General features: G+C 54.0%; 16 protein-coding genes and 1 pseudogene. 8 read left to right on the top strand and 9 right to left on the bottom strand.

All coding sequences use genetic code 11. From position 1 onward, the window contains the following. A partial coding sequence (locus GM154_RS22610; protein ID WP_219653439.1) for a cache domain-containing protein occupies positions 1-590 on the bottom strand: 590 nt, incomplete at its 3' end. Positions 591-857: 267 nt separating this feature from the next. On the opposite strand from GM154_RS22610, the gene GM154_RS22605 reads away from it, so the two are divergent. The 3 genes from GM154_RS22605 (at position 858) to GM154_RS22595 (ending at position 2,894) form a co-directional block, all read left to right on the top strand. Next, positions 858-1,454, top strand: coding sequence for an NAD(P)H-binding protein (locus GM154_RS22605; protein ID WP_150346264.1), 597 nt, complete (start codon positions 858-860; stop codon positions 1,452-1,454). A 143-nt stretch (positions 1,455-1,597) separates the two neighbouring features. Continuing rightward, entirely contained in the window at positions 1,598-1,819 is a 222-nt protein-coding gene (locus tag GM154_RS22600) for a hypothetical protein (protein ID WP_219653438.1), read from the top strand. 298 nt (positions 1,820-2,117) lie between these two features. Further along, positions 2,118-2,894: a hypothetical protein gene (locus GM154_RS22595; RefSeq protein WP_019366715.1), complete on the top strand. Its 777-nt coding sequence runs from the start codon at positions 2,118-2,120 to the stop codon at positions 2,892-2,894. Between the two features lie 78 nt (positions 2,895-2,972). Here GM154_RS22595 and GM154_RS22590 read toward each other — a convergent pair whose 3' ends face one another. The 4 genes from GM154_RS22590 to GM154_RS22575 form a co-directional block, all read right to left on the bottom strand. Next, positions 2,973-4,910 (bottom strand): diguanylate cyclase, encoded by a 1,938-nt coding sequence (locus GM154_RS22590; protein WP_219653437.1) that lies wholly within the window; start codon positions 4,908-4,910, stop codon positions 2,973-2,975. A 113-nt stretch (positions 4,911-5,023) separates the two neighbouring features. Further along, the gene (locus GM154_RS22585) at positions 5,024-5,305 is read right to left on the bottom strand and encodes a hypothetical protein (RefSeq protein ID WP_219653436.1); all 282 of its coding nucleotides are present in this window, start codon (positions 5,303-5,305) and stop codon (positions 5,024-5,026) included. 374 nt (positions 5,306-5,679) lie between these two features. After that, the gene (locus GM154_RS22580; RefSeq protein ID WP_219653435.1) at positions 5,680-6,939 is read right to left on the bottom strand and encodes a hypothetical protein; all 1,260 of its coding nucleotides are present in this window, start codon (positions 6,937-6,939) and stop codon (positions 5,680-5,682) included. 649 nt (positions 6,940-7,588) lie between these two features. Continuing rightward, positions 7,589-7,798: a hypothetical protein gene (locus tag GM154_RS22575; protein ID WP_010798826.1), complete on the bottom strand. Its 210-nt coding sequence runs from the start codon at positions 7,796-7,798 to the stop codon at positions 7,589-7,591. 136 nt (positions 7,799-7,934) lie between these two features. On the opposite strand from GM154_RS22575, the gene GM154_RS22570 reads away from it, so the two are divergent. The 4 genes and pseudogenes from GM154_RS22570 to GM154_RS22560 all read left to right on the top strand — a co-directional run bounded on the left by GM154_RS22570 (position 7,935) and on the right by GM154_RS22560 (position 12,315). Continuing rightward, the gene (locus GM154_RS22570) at positions 7,935-10,196 is read left to right on the top strand and encodes a bifunctional diguanylate cyclase/phosphodiesterase (protein ID WP_219653434.1); all 2,262 of its coding nucleotides are present in this window, start codon (positions 7,935-7,937) and stop codon (positions 10,194-10,196) included. A 152-nt stretch (positions 10,197-10,348) separates the two neighbouring features. Further along, a pseudogene (locus tag GM154_RS26095) lies at positions 10,349-11,122 on the top strand (PAS domain-containing protein); the annotation flags it as partial. An 18-nt stretch (positions 11,123-11,140) separates the two neighbouring features. Continuing rightward, positions 11,141-11,662, top strand: a complete 522-nt coding sequence (locus GM154_RS26090) for a methyl-accepting chemotaxis protein (protein WP_374940342.1) — start codon at positions 11,141-11,143, stop codon at positions 11,660-11,662. Positions 11,663-12,150: 488 nt separating this feature from the next. Further along, positions 12,151-12,315, top strand: a complete 165-nt coding sequence (locus GM154_RS22560; RefSeq protein WP_010798829.1) for a hypothetical protein — start codon at positions 12,151-12,153, stop codon at positions 12,313-12,315. Between the two features lie 333 nt (positions 12,316-12,648). On the opposite strand, the gene GM154_RS22555 is transcribed toward GM154_RS22560, so the two are convergent. The 3 genes from GM154_RS22555 to GM154_RS22545 form a co-directional block, all read right to left on the bottom strand. Continuing rightward, on the bottom strand, positions 12,649-13,674 hold the full coding sequence (locus GM154_RS22555; protein ID WP_219653432.1) for a WD40 repeat domain-containing protein: 1,026 nt from the start codon (positions 13,672-13,674) through the stop codon (positions 12,649-12,651). Beyond that, positions 13,671-15,020: a GTP-binding protein gene (locus tag GM154_RS22550; RefSeq protein WP_219653431.1), complete on the bottom strand. Its 1,350-nt coding sequence runs from the start codon at positions 15,018-15,020 to the stop codon at positions 13,671-13,673. Before GM154_RS22550 ends, GM154_RS22555 begins: the two co-directional genes overlap by 4 nt. A 195-nt stretch (positions 15,021-15,215) precedes the next feature. Continuing rightward, on the bottom strand, positions 15,216-15,440 hold the full coding sequence (locus tag GM154_RS22545) for an iron chelate uptake ABC transporter family permease subunit (protein ID WP_219653441.1): 225 nt from the start codon (positions 15,438-15,440) through the stop codon (positions 15,216-15,218). A gap of 1,034 nt (positions 15,441-16,474) precedes the next feature. Here GM154_RS22545 and GM154_RS22540 point away from each other — a divergent pair. Next, a complete protein-coding gene (locus GM154_RS22540; protein ID WP_010798833.1) occupies positions 16,475-17,491 on the top strand; it encodes a LacI family DNA-binding transcriptional regulator in 1,017 nt (338 codons plus the stop codon). 49 nt (positions 17,492-17,540) lie between these two features. Here GM154_RS22540 and deoC read toward each other — a convergent pair whose 3' ends face one another. Continuing rightward, positions 17,541-18,218 (bottom strand): deoxyribose-phosphate aldolase, encoded by a 678-nt coding sequence (deoC, locus tag GM154_RS22535; protein WP_219653430.1) that lies wholly within the window; start codon positions 18,216-18,218, stop codon positions 17,541-17,543. Positions 18,219-18,292: the final 74 nt, after the last annotated feature.

Below are 18,292 nucleotides of genomic sequence, written 5' to 3'. Positions count from 1 at the left end.
ACCAGAATCGCATGACCGATACCGCCCAGGTCGAGCGAATTGACGATACCCACCATCGTCTGCAGACTCAGATCGCCTCCCAGAACACCCGCCAGTTGCCCCTCGTGCATGACGGGTGTGGCAAGGCTCATGATCAATCCGCCCGAAGCGGCATCTACATAAGGCTCGGTCAGAATCGAACCGGCTTTGGTTTGGGCGCCCTGATACCAGGGGCGTGTTCTCGGGTCATAGCCGGCAGGCATACTGATAGAGGGTCGAACCGTAAACGTACCGTCCGCCTGCCCCAGATAGGTCAGGTCAAAGCTTGAGGTATATGCTTTCTGCTCCAGCACTGCAGTGAATGCCTGAGGGGCAAGATCACGCTGTACCGCCTGCGCCTCTCCTTCAAGCAGCGTGATACGCCCACTTACCCAGTTAGCAATATTGCTGGAGGCACTGGTGCCCAGTTCATTGAGGCGAACGGTCAGGTCCCGGGTGATTGCCGTACGTTGCAGATAATCGTTGTACGTCATGAACAACGAGAAGGCAGCAATCAGCACTACCGAGGCCGTTGCCAGGATCTTGTGGCTGAACTTTATTCTACTGAGCATACGACTCGGCCCTACTGAAGGTGGGGATATACAAGGTCTGGCTAACAGATTTCTGTTTGGCTATAGAGGCTATCGGCCAGTCATGTGCGGTCTTCAGCGGCGCGATAATATTTTCTACAGAGCGATGAGAATTGTCCTACTGTTTTCTTAAAGCCTATGACAATTCGGCCGATGTAGCCTAAGCAGTGGGATGGCCGGTACGGTCGCGGCAGAACCTTGGGCGCTCCGTCCGGTCAGTCATCTAGGATTGACAGAGGCGAGGTTCTCATGACGTATGCAGCAGCGCGAGCGCTCAAAGTCGCGGTCTACGGCGCGCAGAGCCCGCTGGGCCAGGCGTTGATCAACGAGTTGCTTAATCGCGAACATGAGGCCGTGCCGCTACAGGCGGATCTCAAGGCATTACCGCCCCGCCCCTATCCCCAATCGACCCCTGGCCATATGTTCAGCGCCTATAAAGTCAGCCAGGGGGTGGCGGGAATGAAGGCAGTCGTCGCGGTACTGGAACCACCTCGCGTAGTAATTGAGGTCGAAGATCCCAACTACCTGATCGATGCTGTGGCTGCACTCATCAGCGGCCTACGCAAAGGCAAGGTATCCCAGCTCATGCTAGTGGGTGATTTCGCTGCGCTGGAAGATGAGGATGTCGACCCTCGCTGGCGACGTGTCTGCCAGAAGATTCACGAGCGGCTCGATACCAGCCCGCTTCACTGGACGCTGGTCAACTGTCCCATTCTGGATGAACGGGAAGCCGACGACTCGACCAGTCTCGAAGAAGATTATGAGCTTCTTCATCTCGCCGCCGAGGTCGCCGATGTACTTGAAAAACCCGGGCATAGCGGTCGCCAGCTGAACCTTGATCCCTGACCGGCTCGTTCGCTGGCCTGAGGCAGCATGGCCGCCTTTATCAAACAGAAAGCTGGACACTTCTTATACGCACCGCTTCACAAATCCATCAGTTGTGATATACCACGCGCCCCGTTACCCATGAGCAGGAAGCAGGAGTCATCATGGACCCGTACTGGAAGCGTTATATCCGCTGCATCAAAAACCCGGACAGCTTGGGAGAGATTCGCTGGAACAAGAAGGCGGCTGAATCCTATGCCTCGCAACTGCTGCTGGAAAACCTGATCACGGAGGATCAGTACGCGGCATTCCTGGAACAGGAAAAAGCTGGCCGGTATATCGATGAGGATGTCGTTGAGCCTCAGCAGGGCTCACAAGCGAGCTAAGCCTCACTCTTAAAAAATTGCTCTTATTAGGCAAACAAGACTATTTAGTCTTGATTTTAGCTATTATTTAGCTATTAAATAGCCACCATCATCGAAATCTTGGGAGATTTTATTTCCCTGAACTTTGCACGCGTTCGCCGTTTCGCTTGTTCCAAATAGCAGTACGTGACTCCCCGCACAGTCACTCCTTATAAATACCGCCTCCTCCTCGCACAATGCGCCCCCGCAAACGCACCAGGATGCCGTTTGCAGCCCACACCTATTGTTTAACCCTCATAAATGTATGGAGGATAGGGTCTTGTTCACCCGTTCCCTGAAGCTTGCCACACTCTTTGCTGGATGCATCGCCAGCGCACATTACGCCGCTGCTGCTCAGAGTTCTGAGGCTTCTTCGTGCACCATTCGCATGTTGTTCGTTGGTAACAGCTACACCTATGCGAACAGTTTGACGACCACCCTGATGGGAATGGCGTCACGCGCCCACGACAGCGCATCATCGTCTTGCACCATCGAGGCGGACTCGATTGCCAAACCCTCATATACCCTTGAGCAGCACTGGAACAGTGGAGCGGTACAAAGCAAGCTGGCAAGCAACACCTATGACTATGTTGTCCTGCAGGAGCACGCCGCTCGGCCATTGCTTCAGCCAGAACGGCTGGAAGAATATGCGCTGAAATTCAATGACCTGATTCGTGCCCACCATGCCAAGCCGATTCTGTTCGAAACCTGGGCCAACGAGAATCAACAGGGTAAGCAACCACAGATCTATAAGGAGTACGTGAGCCTGGCGCGCAAGATGGGCGCCCAACTCTCCCCTTGCGGTGAGTCTTGGAAGGGTACGTTTGCAAGCGATTCAGTGGCCAAGCTGTACATAGCTGACGGGCGCCATGCCTCTTTCTCAGGCGGGTATGCCTGCGCCGCCTCCTTCTACACCTTGCTATTCCGTCAGAAGCCTCTTCAGCCCAGCGCAGAAGAGGCCAATATCCTCGCGTCGGATAAGACATCCGCACCGGAGCTGCACCAGGCGGCTCACCAAGCCGTCGGTAAGCTGGCTCCCGATGTACGCGGCTGGTAAGCGCTTGGTCATCTACTGATCGCGCATACCGCAGGCCAGTCTCTTGCAGGCTGGCCTGTTGCAGGAGAGGTGTGCTGACTAATGGACAGTAATGGCAAAACAAGACTGATTACGTCCTGCGGCCTTGGCCTGGTAAAGCGCTGTGTCAGCCGCTCTGGAATAGTCGACACGCGTATCGTCTGGTCGAGGAAAGCGGCATTCAACGCCAATGCTTACCGTAAAACGCAGCGTTCCGCTGTCCGTCTTGATGCCAAGGGAGGCCATGTCGACTCGAATACATTCGACAAGCGTTGCCATTTCAGTCGGGGTGCGATTCATGAAGAGTAGAATGAATTCCTCTCCACCAAAACGCGCCGGATGATCGCCTGCCCCCTGGGTATGATTCAGCAATACCTGCCCAGCCTTGACCAGACATTCGTCACCTGTCGAATGACCATAGGTATCGTTAATTTGCTTGAAGTGATCGATATCGATCATAACAACACTCAGCATTTGCCCAGTTGCCAGGGCCTGTGCAAGCGAGGCGGTAAAGTTTTCTTCAAAAGCACTTCGGTTTTGTAACTGGGTCAGGGCATCCAGTCGGCTCAGGCGTGACAGCTGAAGGTTTGCCTCCTCCAGGGCCAGAGTCCGCTCCTTCACTCGCCGCTCGAGTGCTTCGTTGGTTTCCTGCTGAAGAATCAATAGCTTCTCTTGTGCCTGCAAGGTCGCCAACCGCTCTCGTGCCAGATGCTCGCTGGTTCTTATCGCCTCCTGCTTTGCCTGTATTCGTGCTGCACGCTCACGGTTTATCCGCTCGGCCAAGGCCATCGACAGCAACAGGAACTCAAGCGCGAACCCAAGCATCTGGACATACAACGGATTGACCCACCCTTTGCTCAAGCCGGACATGACCAGCGTCATATATAAGGTGGCTAGATTGAGCACTACCCAGGCGATGGTGAAATAACGGGCCGATACATGGCCTCGCCACCACAAGGCAAGGCCAACCCATAGCCCCGTGAGGCAGCTGAGAAAGACCATGACATCGATACCGAGAAACGGAATGAACGCAGGGTCGATCGCGATAATCAGCGAGGCGCCAAGCCAATAGATCAGAAAGCTTTTACACAAGACTGAAAAGAAGCGGCTGTGGCTGGATAACTGAAGAAAGTGCTTGATGAACTGGGCGGCACCGGCTATGCAAAGCGAAATGGACAGAACGGTGGCACGCACTGCCAGTTCAGTCCATTCCGGCCACAGATACAACCGTCCAAAGCCGGTCGCACAGACCATATAGAAGATGGCACCAGCGAGATAACCGCTATACCAGAGATAGGCCCGGTCCCGTATGAAGACATAGAGTGATAGGTTGTAAGCCAGCATGATTACTGCTGCGCCCAGAAAGGCGCTCAGGCTCAGGGCTGTTTGCGTATAGATGCGTTCATACGCGGCAGGAGACATGATCTCCATCGGAATGGTCAGCGGCTGGCTCGCACGCATGCGACCGTACAGAACCATGGCCTGATTGGGCGGCAAGTCAAGCGTAGCGACCGGATAAGGGCCGCTGGTGGCTTGCCTACTCAAGGGTATGCGATTACCAAGCGATTCGACTGAAGACCACCGCTCCAGAACAGGATCGAACAGGCGCAGCTCAAGCTGATCGATCAGAGGGGTTTCGGCCACCAGTAACCATCGGCGAACCTCGGACGAGGGGTTTTCCAGCCTTAATCGGATCCAGCTACCGTCCTGCTGATACCCAAGACTGATTAATGCCTTTGCGTTCGGCTGCCACGCGCTATCAGGTACAGCGTAGCGAATAGCCTCGAATGTCTCGGCGAAGGGGTGCAACAGATAGTCCGTCTGGTAGCCTGCAGGATAGTTATCCTGGTTATCCAGAACCAATACGCGTCCTGGTGCAGCAGGTGCTTCTGCTGCCAACGTGGAGCAAGCGATCAGCACCACGGCGAGCGACGTAATACCTGCTGAACAGGACAGCCTTCGAAGGCAAGCGTGTAATACAAAAAGCAAAGCGCCCATCGAAGAACCTGTCATACATCATCAAGAATAAAGCAGATCGTCAGCCTTACGAGTGGCTTGTCACTATCTGGCTCCATAATGAGCCGGTTACCAGCCAGCTACTTAACGGCGGCTCATTCAACACCCAACCTTTCCAAACGGTGTGCCTGTACCCGAGAAACAAAACCGCCGATCAACATGGCGGATGTTCCACTGACAAGCCCGGCCCCTTCCAGCGCAATCATGAAACCGTCAATCTTGGCAGCGGCCAGCTCCAGCTCAGATACATTCCGGGCGGTACGCAAAGCGTCCAGAAAGAAGTAGAAGCTATCGATATTGGCGGCCGGCAGTCGGGCACCGCAAATATTGTCCAGCCGGTTTTTCAGTTGATAGCAATCGAATTCGGTCAAGATCATGGATGTCTGCCCCTACCCAGTCGAACTGCCAGCTGATGTCTAGATGACACTTCGACTACAAGGAACGAAAACGTTTCCACTCGATATAACTGAACACTGCCGCTCTGCTTGCACTACCTGATGTATTGCAACAAGTATAATGGCGCGCAGCCATCATCGTAATCAGCAGTGAGCGCTACTGGATAAATGGAGCAACAGAGGTGACGGCATGACAACAATAGACTGAACGGCTAGTACCTTTAGCATGTACTGGTGTATCGGTTTATCTTTTTCATGCATTCATGCACGCATTGCCTGATATTTCCAGCTCGGGATACGCAGGCTGGTAGGTAAAAAAACGGCCCTCCACGGGCCGTTTTAATGTCAGATGCGGTTCAGGCCAACTGATAAGGCTCCCGCTCAGGATGATTGGACAGCGATTCGTTGGGCATCTGGCTATGAAACGTTTTAAGTGCCTGGAAAACAAATAACAAGGCAGTCATACCCTCCTGATATTCGAAGATACCTTGCAAAGGCCAGATAGAAAGATGGGCCAGGAACACAGCCAAGGTAAAATCCAGACTGGGATTCAGCCGCTTGGCCACTTTGAAATACACCAGGAAGCTGACCGGAATGATCGCGATGGTTAGAAAACCAAAGCGGAACAGCGTACCGATCACACCTACATCGGAAAGGAAGAAGTAGTAACTGAAGTAGTGCTTGAAACCATCATTCCACATCAGGCTCAGACTACCGCTGGGTACCCAGTTGTACTCATGCAGATGATCCATGATCTGGGCGATGGTAGCCTCGCGCACATTATCCGTAGCGCCGTTCTGGGCTGATTGCATGTAGAAATCGATATTAACCCCGAAAAGCTCGAGCAGGTCAGGGTCGATAACGAAGGGGGAAACGAGCAAGCCGCCAATCACCGCCAGCTTCACGGACTTAACCCGCAGGCACAGGAACGTAAAGATGATGCACAAGAGAATGACCTGCCGGGTCTGTGTGACGAACACCAGTGTCGCAAGGTAAACGAGCGCCAGCAGTCCATAGCGAAGACTGGAGCGAGGGCTGCCGTCTATAGGTGACTTTCCTTTGCCCCAGAAGTAGATGCTCAGGCAGTAGCCAATGATTAGGGCAAATGCCCCGGTCGAGGCACGGCCCGGTCGGCTGAGGTCCAGGTCTATCCCATCTCGCAGATCTGGCAACACCTCGAAATAGCACAGCCAGGACAGGACAACAGCCCCTAGCGCCACGATCAGAATGCAATTTTCAAACTGTGCCGCCGATACATGTTTGGCTAGGTACAACAAGGGAATGACACTAAAGCAGAGCAGCACCCTGCGTTCTTCGATTACCCCATAGACCAGCGGCTGACCATAAAAGAGCTCGGCAAACAACGCCGGGAGGAAGGTAAAGGTAAAAGCCGAAAACAGACAGAACAGGAACGCAACACTGTAATCTTTTCGTTCAGCTCCAACGGTTCCCACTAGAAACATGGCGCTGAAACCCAAACAGGCGGCCAGATAAAGCTCTGTCAGGTATTTAATACCAATAGGGTTCTGGGGATTCTGCTCAAGCAGCCCGAAATGCAGCACAAACGCCAACCCCAATAAACCACAGTACAACGTATTTGTACTTACTTTCTTCATTGACTACCCGTCCTATTACCTGGACATGACGTGCCGCCTGATGCGGCTACACAACCGATACGCAATCCTTGATTGCACCACTCTGAAACACCAACAACCTGCCGCGCTCACGCCATGTGGACGCACTTGCTACTGAAGTCACTGGTCAAAAGCGCGAACGCAACTGATCGACTTGCAGCATAAAATGGTTACATTTATACATACAAAAATAACTGAAATTGACTTGACAGGACTAAATGCCAACAGTCGGACTCTAGGATTTAAAAGAGTTCAATAGGGCGCAATGAAAGCCATCAAGGCGATGCATAAAGGGAGAAGTCGCTAACACTTACGGGTGAGAGGAACCAAGAAGATACTGCGCCCAGCAGATACAGGGCGCTGCGCAAGAGCCTTATACGCAATAGGACAGAACATCGCGCCTGTAATGCCAAGCGGCGAGTTCATTCAACAGTAGTGGCGTTGACACAAGTTAACCCTGAATGGCAGCGTTGAGCTTTTCCTCCGTGTCGACATCCTCGGTCACGGCCAGCTTGCCCTGGGCATGACATAGCGAAAGGATGGATGCGAGGCTGCTCAAATAAGGGACATTGCCAGCCGCTTGACGATAGGCATGTCGAGCCTGATGGTGTCGGTAGGAAATTGGTGGGCATTAGCCAAAGAACACGACAGCGCCTGCAAGAACAAAGGCAAACAGTCCGATATAGGCCAGAGGCCGATCAAGGCGAACAGTACGTGTCGCCTTATAGCTGCGCCCCATGTGCCCTAGCACAAGCGCTACGATCAACATCCCTGCTGCAATGAACATTCCTGTTAAACCTGTACTCAAACCGCTGCGCTGTTCTATTTCAGCGCTTGCCATTGACAAACGTCCCGAATAACGGGCTCAGATCGCTGTTATCCGACGATTGGGCCGCATTTATCTAGCAATTTTGACTCAGACGTCTATCTGAATGCCAGTACGGAATTGCGCCTAGGCGAAGGAGACCAAGGTCGCCATGTTTGTGGATTTTCTTTCTAATGCCGCTCTACTTCTGGCGCTCTGCTGGCTACGGGACTACCTCTGGCGTACCTGGCCACACAAGGTACTGTCATCGGAACTGATTGTTGGATGTGCAACGGGCCTGATCTGTATTGCCGTCATGATACATCCCGTACCGATTGGCCTCGGGATCTTTGTAGATGCGCGGCTGGCCATACTGTCGGTAACTGCCCTGATGGCAGGTCCCCTGGTTGCCAGTATTGCAGCAGCAATGACGGCACTGTATCGGTTCTGGCTAGGCGGCGTAGGGGCCTACCCCGGCGTATTGAATGCCTTCATGGCCGTGGCGTTAGGTCTCGCTTATCGCATGGCCTACCACCGAGGCTGGATCAGGCAAGGCCCTTTTCAGGTACTGTTGCTGGGCGGTGCGGTACATGCCCTCGCCCTGCTCACGCTTACCCTCGTATATGGCCCTTTCGGCCAGGCGGCTCAACGTACCATGCTGGCCATGATGGTGACGATGCCCCCTACAGGCCTACTCGTCTGGCTTCTGCTTCGTGACCAGGAGAAACGTAACCAGGCTGAACAGGCCCTTGCGCGAAGCGAAGCGCGACTGAGCGCCATTACCCAAGCGATTCCTGACATCCTGCTGGTTATCGATCAGGACGGTCGCTTTCAGGAGGTCGTCTCGTCCTCTCATGATGCCAAGAAGATCAATGAGCATTTGGCGAAGGTGGGCCAGCGATTGCAGGATGTGCTGCCTTATACCCAGGCGAACTACCTGACCACCTGGGTCAGAAAGGTCCTGAAAAGCCCGACACCTCTCACCGTGGAATACCAGCTCAGCTCTCCTTCGGGGGAACGCTATTTCGAGGGCAAGGCCCAGGCGATCGCTTCGGATGCAGAACATAAGCAGGCGATCGTCATGGTAACTCGTGATGTCACGGCCAGGCATGAGTACGAAGAGCAGATCCGTCGGCTGGCGTTTTACGACACCCTGACCGAACTTCCCAATCGGCGCTTTTTCCTGGAGCGGCTCAAAACGGCCCAGCTTGCCTGCCAGCGACACGGACATAGCGGCGCCCTGCTATTCATCGATCTGGATAACTTCAAAAACATCAATGATCTGTATGGCCACGATGCCGGCGATACCGTCCTCAAGGAAGCAGCACACCGTCTGAAACAGATCGTGCGGGTAACTGATACCGTGGCTCGTCTGGGAGGAGACGAGTTTGTCATCCTGCTGGAAGGCTTGTCGGAAGACGAGCAAGCTGCCGCGCACCAGGCAAGTCACATCGGCCAGCAGGTGCTGGCGGCCCTGGAGCGTCCTTTCGAATTCGAACAAGGTAATCAGACTATTAGCGGTAGCGTAGGCATTGTGTTGTTTGACAGCAGAAGTGCAAGCCACGACTTGCTTCAGCAGGCCGACATCTCCATGTATTCAGCCAAGAGCCACGGCAAGAATGCCATTCGCTTTTATGATCCGAGCATGCAAAGCAGCATTGCTGCCCGCCTGCAACTGGAGCAACAGATCCGGCAAGGGCTGCTCGACAATGAATTCCGCGTTTACTATCAGCTTCAGTGGAGCGATCAGAGAGGGCTTATCGGCCTTGAAGCGCTTCTGCGCTGGCAGCATCCGGATTGGGGCTTGGTAGGCCCTGCCGCGTTTCTGGAAGTCGCAAGCAACACAGGATTACTTACCGAACTGGACCGCTGGCTGCTCGATGAGGTGTGCTCGCAGTTGCTTACCTGGTCAAAAGAGCCTTCTCTCGCCCACCTACCGGTTTCGGTCAATGTCTGCGCGTCCCATCTACGGCAATCCAGTTTTGCCACTGAAGTCATGGACGTCTTGAAACACAAGCATATCGACCCTGCCCTGATCAAAATCGAGCTGACTGAGGCAACTCTGATACTGGACCTCGACCAGGCCTGTTCGCATATCGAAACACTCAGAGGACAAGGTGTTCGCTTCGCCCTGGATGACTTCGGTACCGGGTACTCATCACTCAACTATCTGCAGAAGCTGCCCATCGATCAGGTCAAGATCGACCAGAGCTTTGTGCAACGGCTGCCAGGGTCGGAGAGTGTTGCTATCATCCAGGCCATTTCCGGTCTGGCTACGACCTTTGGCCTCGATATCGTAGCAGAGGGTGTGGAAAGTGAAGCGCAGCGCCAGCTGCTGGCCGAAAATGGTTGCACCACCTATCAAGGCTATCTGTTCGCTAAACCCTTGCCGGCTAGAGATGTAGTTCGTGCGGCAGAGCTGGCCAGCACCTGAAGGGAGTGATTGCCCAATTTGACAGACCAGCTGCCTAATCCTGCCGCTGGTCTGTCATAAATATTTAATGACCATCTTCCTTTAATTAAATCCTGTGGGCGCCGATAAATGAACCAAGCCTCCCCTTCCGGCCATTCACCCAAGGATCAATCATGTTCTTCAAACGCCTCAAACAGGAACTGGCCGCCCTGCGGGAAAGCCTCTCGGTTGTACAACAGGTCAAACAAAGCCTCGACACATCGATGATAGGCTTCACCCTGAATTCACGAGGCGTGATTGAACAGGTCAATGAGCAATTCATGCTTGAAATGTTCTACAAGAGCCATGAGATCATCGGCCGCAATATTGATGAGCTGGTTCCAGCACCTATCAAGCAAACCGATATCTATCGCCGGATGAAGATTGCGCTACAGAAAGGTGAGCATTTTAGTGGCGTTGTTCGTCTGCTCAGGGCAGACGGTAAGGAGGCCTGGCTACGCTGCCTATGGCAACCGATACGCAACGCCTCGGGTCAGGTTGATCAGTTTTATATCTACGCCAACAACCTGACCCGTACGATCGAGACTTCCCGCGAGCACGAAAGCCTGATCAAGGCCCTGTTACGCTCTACCGCCGTCATCGAGTTCAACCTGAACGGCGAAGTGATTACCGCCAACGACCGCTTCCTCAGTGCTATGGGTTATACGCTGGATCAGATCAAGGGCAAGCATCACCGCCTGTTCTGCGAGCCGGCCGAATACAATTCGTCTGAGTATCAGGATTTCTGGGCCAAGCTCAATCGCAGCGAGTTCGTCAACGGTCGCTTCAAGCGCGTGGACCGATATGGTCATGTCGTCTGGCTTGAGGCCTCCTACAACCCCATCCTCAATGCGGAAGACAAGTTGTGCAAGATCGTGAAGTTCGCAACGGTCGTCACAGATCAGGTCAACCGTGAAAACGCTGTCATCGAGGCGGCCGGTATCGCCTACGGTACGTCGCAACAAACCGATGCTGCAGCCAAGAAGGGCGCAGGCGTAGTCAACCAGACCATCGGTATCATGCAGCAGCTGTCCAGGCAGATGGAACACGCTGCTGAAGGCATTGAGGCATTGGATAAGCAGTCGCTCGTAATCGGCTCGATTGTTAAGACCATCAGTGGCATTGCCGAGCAGACCAACCTGCTGGCACTCAACGCGGCTATTGAAGCCGCCCGCGCAGGTGAGCAGGGCCGTGGATTCGCAGTAGTGGCCGATGAAGTGCGTCAGCTGGCAGCCCGAACGAGCAAAGCAACCGAAGAAATCGTTGGCGTCGTCCAAGAGAACCAGGCACTGGCTCAGGAAGCCGTCTCCCGCATGTCTGAAGGCAAGAACCAAGCAGAACAGGGTCTGGCGCTGGCCTCTGAAGCCGGTGTGGTCATCGTTGATATCCAGGACGGTGCCCAGCGTGTAGTTGATGCAGTGGGCCAGTTCAACCAGCTGACAACATAAGCCACACAGCGCCTTCTCGCATAAAAGGGCTCTGAGAGTGACTGTTTGCAGACCGCGTGCTGGCCAGACCAAGCTCTATGGAGCTTGGTCTGGCGCTGAATGTATACAGTTCGTCCAATAACGTAAAAAGCAACCCAAAAAAATTAAATTTTTTTTGGGTCAGCTAAGTCCGTGCCAGCAAAAGATTTTTTTACACGTCAATGCAATATTACGGAAATATTTGCGTGCCATTGGGCAGAACCCCCTAGAGGGAACGAGCGGTCATCATTAGAATGCGCGCCCCTAACCCATGGAACTCGAACCGGTAGCGGCTAAAGGTCGTTGCTAGGCAGTCCATGTGCGCACGGCGGCCGGCAGTCCACACGATATGCCTTGGCCCTGTGAAGTCGAATTACTCATTGAAATTGACAGACCTCCTGTGAGAACGCCTCGCGCGTACTAACAGGAGGTAATACGCCATATCGATCTGATTATCCCACGAGGACATGATGGACGTTACCCAATTTGATACGCTTATCCAGCTGCTTGAAACGCTTCCCCTGCATAATCTGACCGAAGCCCAACTGGACCGTCTGCATGCTGCAGCCGATGTCTGTTTCTGTGAAGTTGAAGAAGAGTGGGACAAGCGGGAAAGCACGACGGTAGTCGCCTGATACGCCTTGCTTGGCTACAGGGGGCGCCTCCCCTGTCTGAAGAGCCCGCCGGTTGTTTTTATCTCCATCTCGTGACAAGACGCTCAGTCTGAAAACACAGCGGCTCGATGATCAAACAAAGCCGCCCCTGACCCAGGGGCGGCTTTGTCGTTTCTGGGTATAACGATCAACTCTGCCTATCCACTCTCACAAATAACTGCTTCATACGCTGGGCTTTACCGGGGCCACTAAGACATTTGACCACCAATAGGTGTACGGAGACGTACCGAACCCGACAATTCTGTAATTCCGCCGACGCAGTGCGGCACGCCCTGGCGTACTGCACTGCTGCGTTCAAGGCTTCACAGGCACCGGGCACAACCGCAAGCGGCCGGAACTGTAGCCAATCGCCAGGACCTGATCATCTTCGCTCCAGGCCATGGAGCTTACACCCGCCTCATCCAGCAAGCCTGCCAATGGTTGACCACGGGCCAGATCAAAAATAACTGTGAGACCATCGTCTCCACCGGAGGCTAGGCGGCTGTCTGCATGGCTGAACACAATAGAGCTGATGGGTTTGGTATGTACGGGCAGTACTACCGGCTTGCTGCTTTGTGGCCCTTTACCTGAACAATCCCAGATAATCAGAGAAGCTGCACCGCCTGTTGCGAAGTAGCGGCTGTCAGCACTCCAATCAAAATGTCTGACCTTGGATGGGTACCCACTCATGCGAAAATCTTCGCCGCTTTTCAGATACCACAGGTGAATAGCATTGGCCTGGCATCCGGCGGCAATAAACCGCTGATCTGGACTGACCGAGAGACTCAGCAGAGAGTCTTTCCAGGGGAAGTGCCGCAGGGGCTGCTCACGCTCCGCAGACCATTGGTTGACCAGCCCATAGCAGCTGCTGAGCAGGGTAGCATCAGCCAGCCATAACAACCCTGTGACCGTACTGGCGGTCTGTCCAAAGCTTTGCTTCAGCTGGCCTTCGGCGGTCCAGAGCTGGATCTGCCGGCCAGCTGCTGAAGCCAATCCGCCCTCGGCTGACCAGCATAAGAACTCAACCCAACTACGTCCGCTATCCAGCTGATGTACTTTACTGCCCGTATCGGGTTCCCACAGGATAATACCGCCCTGCTGCCCACCACTGGCCAAAAGGTTACCGTCAGGTGACCACGCTAATGCACTGGTCGCCAGCCCATGCACCGCATGACGCCATACTTCGCGACCATTAGCCGTGTCATACACCGCAACCGAACCGTCTGCATAGGCCGTCGCCAGCCGGGTATTGTCTGGCGACCAGACCAGCGTGTTGATGTGCTCGCCACCCTCCACTTGCCAGAGGCTCTGCAGGCGTTGTACCGCTGTGGAGTCGCTCATGCCAGGCAACCTTTCAGTCCTGCTATCAGCTCTTCGCGGTCCAGATTACGGCCAATGAATACGATTTCGCTCTGGCGTTTCTCATTGGGCTGCCACAACCGATCCGGGCCGCCATCAAGCAACATATGAACGGCTTGGAAGACGAATCGGCGATTCTCCTGTGCAATGTTTAGAATGCCTTTGGTTCGCAGGATGTCCTGCCCCTTCCGAGCCAGTAGCGGACCTAGCCATTGATTGACCTTTGCCTCCAACAGCGCCCCTTCCAAGGTAATGCCAACAGAGCTGATTTCTTCATCATGGCTATGGGACGCGGCAAACTCGCGTTGACTGCTCGGCTCAAGGCGAACGCCTGACTGCTCCAGTCGCAGCCCAAACTCTTCGGGCCCATGCTCAGTTACCAGAGCATAGTATCCCGCCGCCGGAATCAGCAGATTAACCGTCTGCTCTGCATCGTCTTCCGGCACTTTCAAATTGACGGCCTGACGACCAGGCATCAGCTTGGTACCTGCACGGATCTTTTTGGCCTCTCGATCAAAGGCTCCTTCGGCGATAACAACAGCCCTGTCCAGATCACCCTCACTGTCGCCATTGACAGGCATCAGCAGCGCGCCAATAAACGGATCGGGGCCTGCCCCATAACGGAGCTCGGTAATGCCTGCCGGCAAATGCCAGATTCCAGCCCACTCAAACGGATATTCCTTCTGTAGAAAGTCTGGCCGTTGGTCCAACACCCGTTCCAGATCAAAGCCGCCCACGTTCATGACAGTAGGAATGTCGACTTCGGCATTGACGGTCCGATGGATACGAGCCAACGAATTCATCTTGCGGATTCGTGTTTCCAGCTCGTCCAGCCTGGCGGGCTCGACCAGATCCGTCTTGTTCAGCAGGATGACATCGGCAAAGGCAATCTGTTCTCCTACCTCACTGCTGTCCTCCAGGTGCAACCAGACATGGTGAGCATCGACCACGGTAATGATGCCGTCCAGCTGGAGCTGCGCTCGGATTTCGTCATCGACAAAGAACGTTTGCGCCACCGGGCCGGGATCGGCCATGCCCGTGGTCTCCACCAGAATATGATCGAACTTGTCACGCCGGTTCATCAGGTTGCCCAGGATCCGGATGAGGTCACCCCGTACCGTGCAGCAGATACAACCGTTATTCATCTCAAAGACTTCTTCGTCGGCATTAACCACCAAGGCGTCATCAATGCCGATCTCGCCAAACTCATTTTCAATCACAGCAATACGCATACCATGCTGCTTGCTAAGGATGTGATTGAGCAACGTCGTTTTGCCTGAACCCAGAAAGCCGGTCAGCACCGTGACAGGGACGCGTAGATCTGACATAAAACACCCAACCGGTAATGTTATGAGATAACGTAACCCATCAAATAGCTAGCGTCTATATGCGCTTGATAGGGTAATTAGCTAATCCGGTGTCCCTAGTCGGGAAAAACGTCCTGTTTCATCGAGTAACATGTAGGTGTCATGTACTCCCTTTCGAGCAAAGGCTTCATGTTTTCTGGATTCATCGTTTCTGCCTCAATATAAGAAAGAACCGCCGCCCAGAACAGCCGTTGCGATACCAATAGGAAGATCGTCGGATGTGAATAAGGTATGCGCGGCCATGTCAATCCATAGCAGAAACAGCCCGCCTAGTAGTGCTGCCACCGGTAAAGGTTGCCGATGTTTGGCCCCGATAAACCGCCTCGCCAGATGTGGGAGCATTAGTCTGAAAAATCCAATGGCGCTGCTGACCACCACCATGACACCTGAAAGCAAAGAGGCACAGATATAGGCTAGCAAGGGAACCCTGGTTTACTCAGGTATTACTGGCTTACTGAGTAAGGTTGAGCTGAAAACTGAACTGCTCTTTCAACTATCCTTCGCCATCAAAGGCCATCTGCCACAGGTCATAGCTGCCGTAGCCCAAACGTAGATGATTTTGGATCGGCTCTTGCAGGGACTGTTTTGACAGGACGTTGTCCACTACACCAGCCGCGACTTCGCCATGAAATAGAGAGGCGAGTCCCCATAGCAGCTCAATCAGTCCAACTAATTACAGGTCCGTTGGAAACGTAGCCGTCCCGTAATCGATATAAAGGCTCGTTCCGTCATGGAGCTGAATGACCAAACGTTACTCCGTAAAACCACCACGCTCATGCAGTACCGTACCACCCTATATGACTAATAAAAGGGCAACCGTAAAAAAGCGTCTTAACAGATAGATTTACATCCGATGAGCCTCCTCCTCGTCTATCCCCGACTGGGCTGGCAGACCTTTCCGGAGGCGTAAGACTACTCAAGGAGCTGTTACAACTTCGGTTTTAAGCCTGTCACCGGGTTGCACTCCAAACCAGACGCCTACCGTCGCATCTGGTAATGCTGGCGGTGTCTCGGCAGCCATAACTGAAAAATGAAAAGATAACGTTGCCAGGCCATGCAGCACGCTTCATGGGATACGTCCACGGTATAAATTGAGAGGATTAGCAATCCAATAAGTCAGCTGAATCGGTTACGTTATGACGTATTATTAATGAAGGAGTGTAGGCCCGATCTAAAATTCAGAAGCCTGCTGCCAGCTCCTAGGGAGAGTGTTGTCTCAGCGAGACGCAATCCTTTCAGCTTTGATGGTAATGCAAAACCATAGGTGTGCTAAGAATTGCCTCGTCTTCTGCATTCCCGAGCCGCCTTATCCGTCCAGATAGAATCATTTGCTTGTAAGCCCCTCTTGGACAGCGCTACCTTAGACGACTATATCCCGGATGTACGACTCATAACAACAACGCACTGATTAACCTATGCCCAGAACAGGTTCCCGTACCACTGGCCGCCCTACGCTGGCCGAAGTAGCCAGACTGGCCGCTGTTTCGCCCATTACTGCATCACGAGCCCTGCGAGGGGTTGCCACGGTTGCGCCCGAGCTGGTCGAAAAAGTCCGCGAGGCCGCCCGTGCCCTGGGTTACGTTGCCAACCCTGCCGCCCGCACCCTGGCCTCCGCACAAAGTCAATCCGTTGTGGTGCTGATCCCTTCGCTGTCAAACCAGCTATTCATTGAGAGTCTGGAAGCTATCCATCAGGTTTTAAGACCTCACGGGCTGGAGGTACTGATTGGCAATTATCACTACTCGCCTGAAGAAGAAGAAAACCTGATTCGCAATTATCTGGCGTATCAGCCCAGGGGAATTCTACTGACAGGCTTTGACAGAACGGAGCATTCACGTCAGCTATTGGCTGGCAGTCGTGTTCCTTGCGTATATATGATGGAACTGGATGCGGATACGGCTACGTGCAGCGCTGGTTTCTCTCAATATGCTGCGGGGGCAGCGGCGGCCCGGCACCTGATTGAGCGTGGCCGCCAACGCATTGCCTATATTGCGGCCCAGCTCGATCCACGCGCGCTAAGGCGTGGCGATGGATTCCGGGAAACCCTACAGCAAGCCGGCATGTATGATCCTGCTTTGGAGATACTTGATGTCCGGCCCTCCTCGATCGAATTGGGAGCTACCTTGTTCACCGATCTCATGCACCGGCATCCTGACGTGGATGGGATCTTCTTTTGTAACGATGACCTGGCACACGGAGCGATCTTTCAGGCCCAGCGCCAGGGTATTTCCATTCCCCATCAGGTCGCCCTGGTCGGCTTCAATGATCTGCCGGCCTCGGCCCACATGGTGCCACGCCTTACGTCCATCCGGACACCCCGGGAAGCCGTAGGTCATCAAGCCGCCACGTTACTTCTGGACCTGATGGCAGAACGTACCGGACCAACCCAGATCGACCTGGGATTTGAGCTGGTTGTGCGGGAAAGCAGCTAGGCTGGGTGATATAGGGCCATCTGTTGGAATGCATGCTCATACGCAGCGGTTAGTAGGGCTTGTCTGATCCCGCCCCTTGTACGATCGCCACACCAGAGCTGGTACCAAGGCGGGTAGCACCCGCCTCAATCATGGCAACGGCGGTGGCGTAATCCCGAACACCGCCCGAAGCCTTGACCCCCATATCAGGCCCGACGACTCGGCGCATCAGGCGAATATCTTCAAGGGTTGCGCCCTGATGACTGAAACCGGTAGACGTCTTTACAAACGCAACGCCCAGCTCCCGACAGATCACACAAGCCTGCTCCTTCTGCAGATCATCCAGCAGGCAGGTTTCCAGAATGACCTTGAGCGGAACGGAACCGCAGGCAGCAAGTACCTGCGCAATGTCGCTGCGGACCTCTTCCAGCAAACTATCCTTCAACCAACCGATATTCAGCACCATATCGATCTCCTGAGCACCATTTGCAATGACACGTTCGGCCTCGAACGCCTTGGTTTCGCTTAACCCTGCTCCAAGCGGAAACCCCACTACAGCGCACACACGCGACGGAGCCTCTTTCAAGCATTGAGCCACATAGGGCACATGCGCCGAATTTACGCATACGGAATAAAACCCATACTGCTGCGCCTCTTGGCACAGCTGCCGAAGCTGTTCGCGCGAGGCATTGGCAGCCAGTAGCGTGTGGTCGATGTAGTGAGCAAGGCTAGCCGGTTCGATAGTCATGGCGTTACGTCCGTAGCGGTCGCATTAAAGACGCGTACGTTAAATAAAAAACAGCCTGCAAGGCAAACGCCTGC

It is taken from the genome of Pseudomonas sp. MAG002Y, from assembly GCF_019400845.1.
GTDB lineage: Bacteria > Pseudomonadota > Gammaproteobacteria > Pseudomonadales > Pseudomonadaceae > Chryseomonas > Chryseomonas luteola.
Note: the sequence above shows the minus strand (reverse complement) of the source record. Positions and strands in the feature narration are given on the sequence as shown.

Coding starts and splice junctions, on each gene's coding strand:
- GM154_RS22550 (WP_219653431.1), bottom strand. CDS start 15,020: ATGTCAGATCTACGCGTCCCTGTCACGGTGCTGACCGGCTTTCTGGGT.
- GM154_RS22560 (WP_010798829.1), top strand. CDS start 12,151: ATGGACGTTACCCAATTTGATACGCTTATCCAGCTGCTTGAAACGCTT.
- GM154_RS22580 (WP_219653435.1), bottom strand. CDS start 6,939: ATGAAGAAAGTAAGTACAAATACGTTGTACTGTGGTTTATTGGGGTTG.
- GM154_RS22605 (WP_150346264.1), top strand. CDS start 858: ATGACGTATGCAGCAGCGCGAGCGCTCAAAGTCGCGGTCTACGGCGCG.
- GM154_RS22545 (WP_219653441.1), bottom strand. CDS start 15,440: ATGGTGGTGGTCAGCAGCGCCATTGGATTTTTCAGACTAATGCTCCCA.
- GM154_RS22540 (WP_010798833.1), top strand. CDS start 16,475: ATGCCCAGAACAGGTTCCCGTACCACTGGCCGCCCTACGCTGGCCGAA.
- GM154_RS22555 (WP_219653432.1), bottom strand. CDS start 13,674: ATGAGCGACTCCACAGCGGTACAACGCCTGCAGAGCCTCTGGCAAGTG.
- GM154_RS22600 (WP_219653438.1), top strand. CDS start 1,598: ATGGACCCGTACTGGAAGCGTTATATCCGCTGCATCAAAAACCCGGAC.
- GM154_RS22575 (WP_010798826.1), bottom strand. CDS start 7,798: ATGGCAAGCGCTGAAATAGAACAGCGCAGCGGTTTGAGTACAGGTTTA.
- deoC (WP_219653430.1), bottom strand. CDS start 18,218: ATGACTATCGAACCGGCTAGCCTTGCTCACTACATCGACCACACGCTA.
- GM154_RS22590 (WP_219653437.1), bottom strand. CDS start 4,910: ATGGGCGCTTTGCTTTTTGTATTACACGCTTGCCTTCGAAGGCTGTCC.
- GM154_RS22570 (WP_219653434.1), top strand. CDS start 7,935: ATGTTTGTGGATTTTCTTTCTAATGCCGCTCTACTTCTGGCGCTCTGC.
- GM154_RS22585 (WP_219653436.1), bottom strand. CDS start 5,305: ATGATCTTGACCGAATTCGATTGCTATCAACTGAAAAACCGGCTGGAC.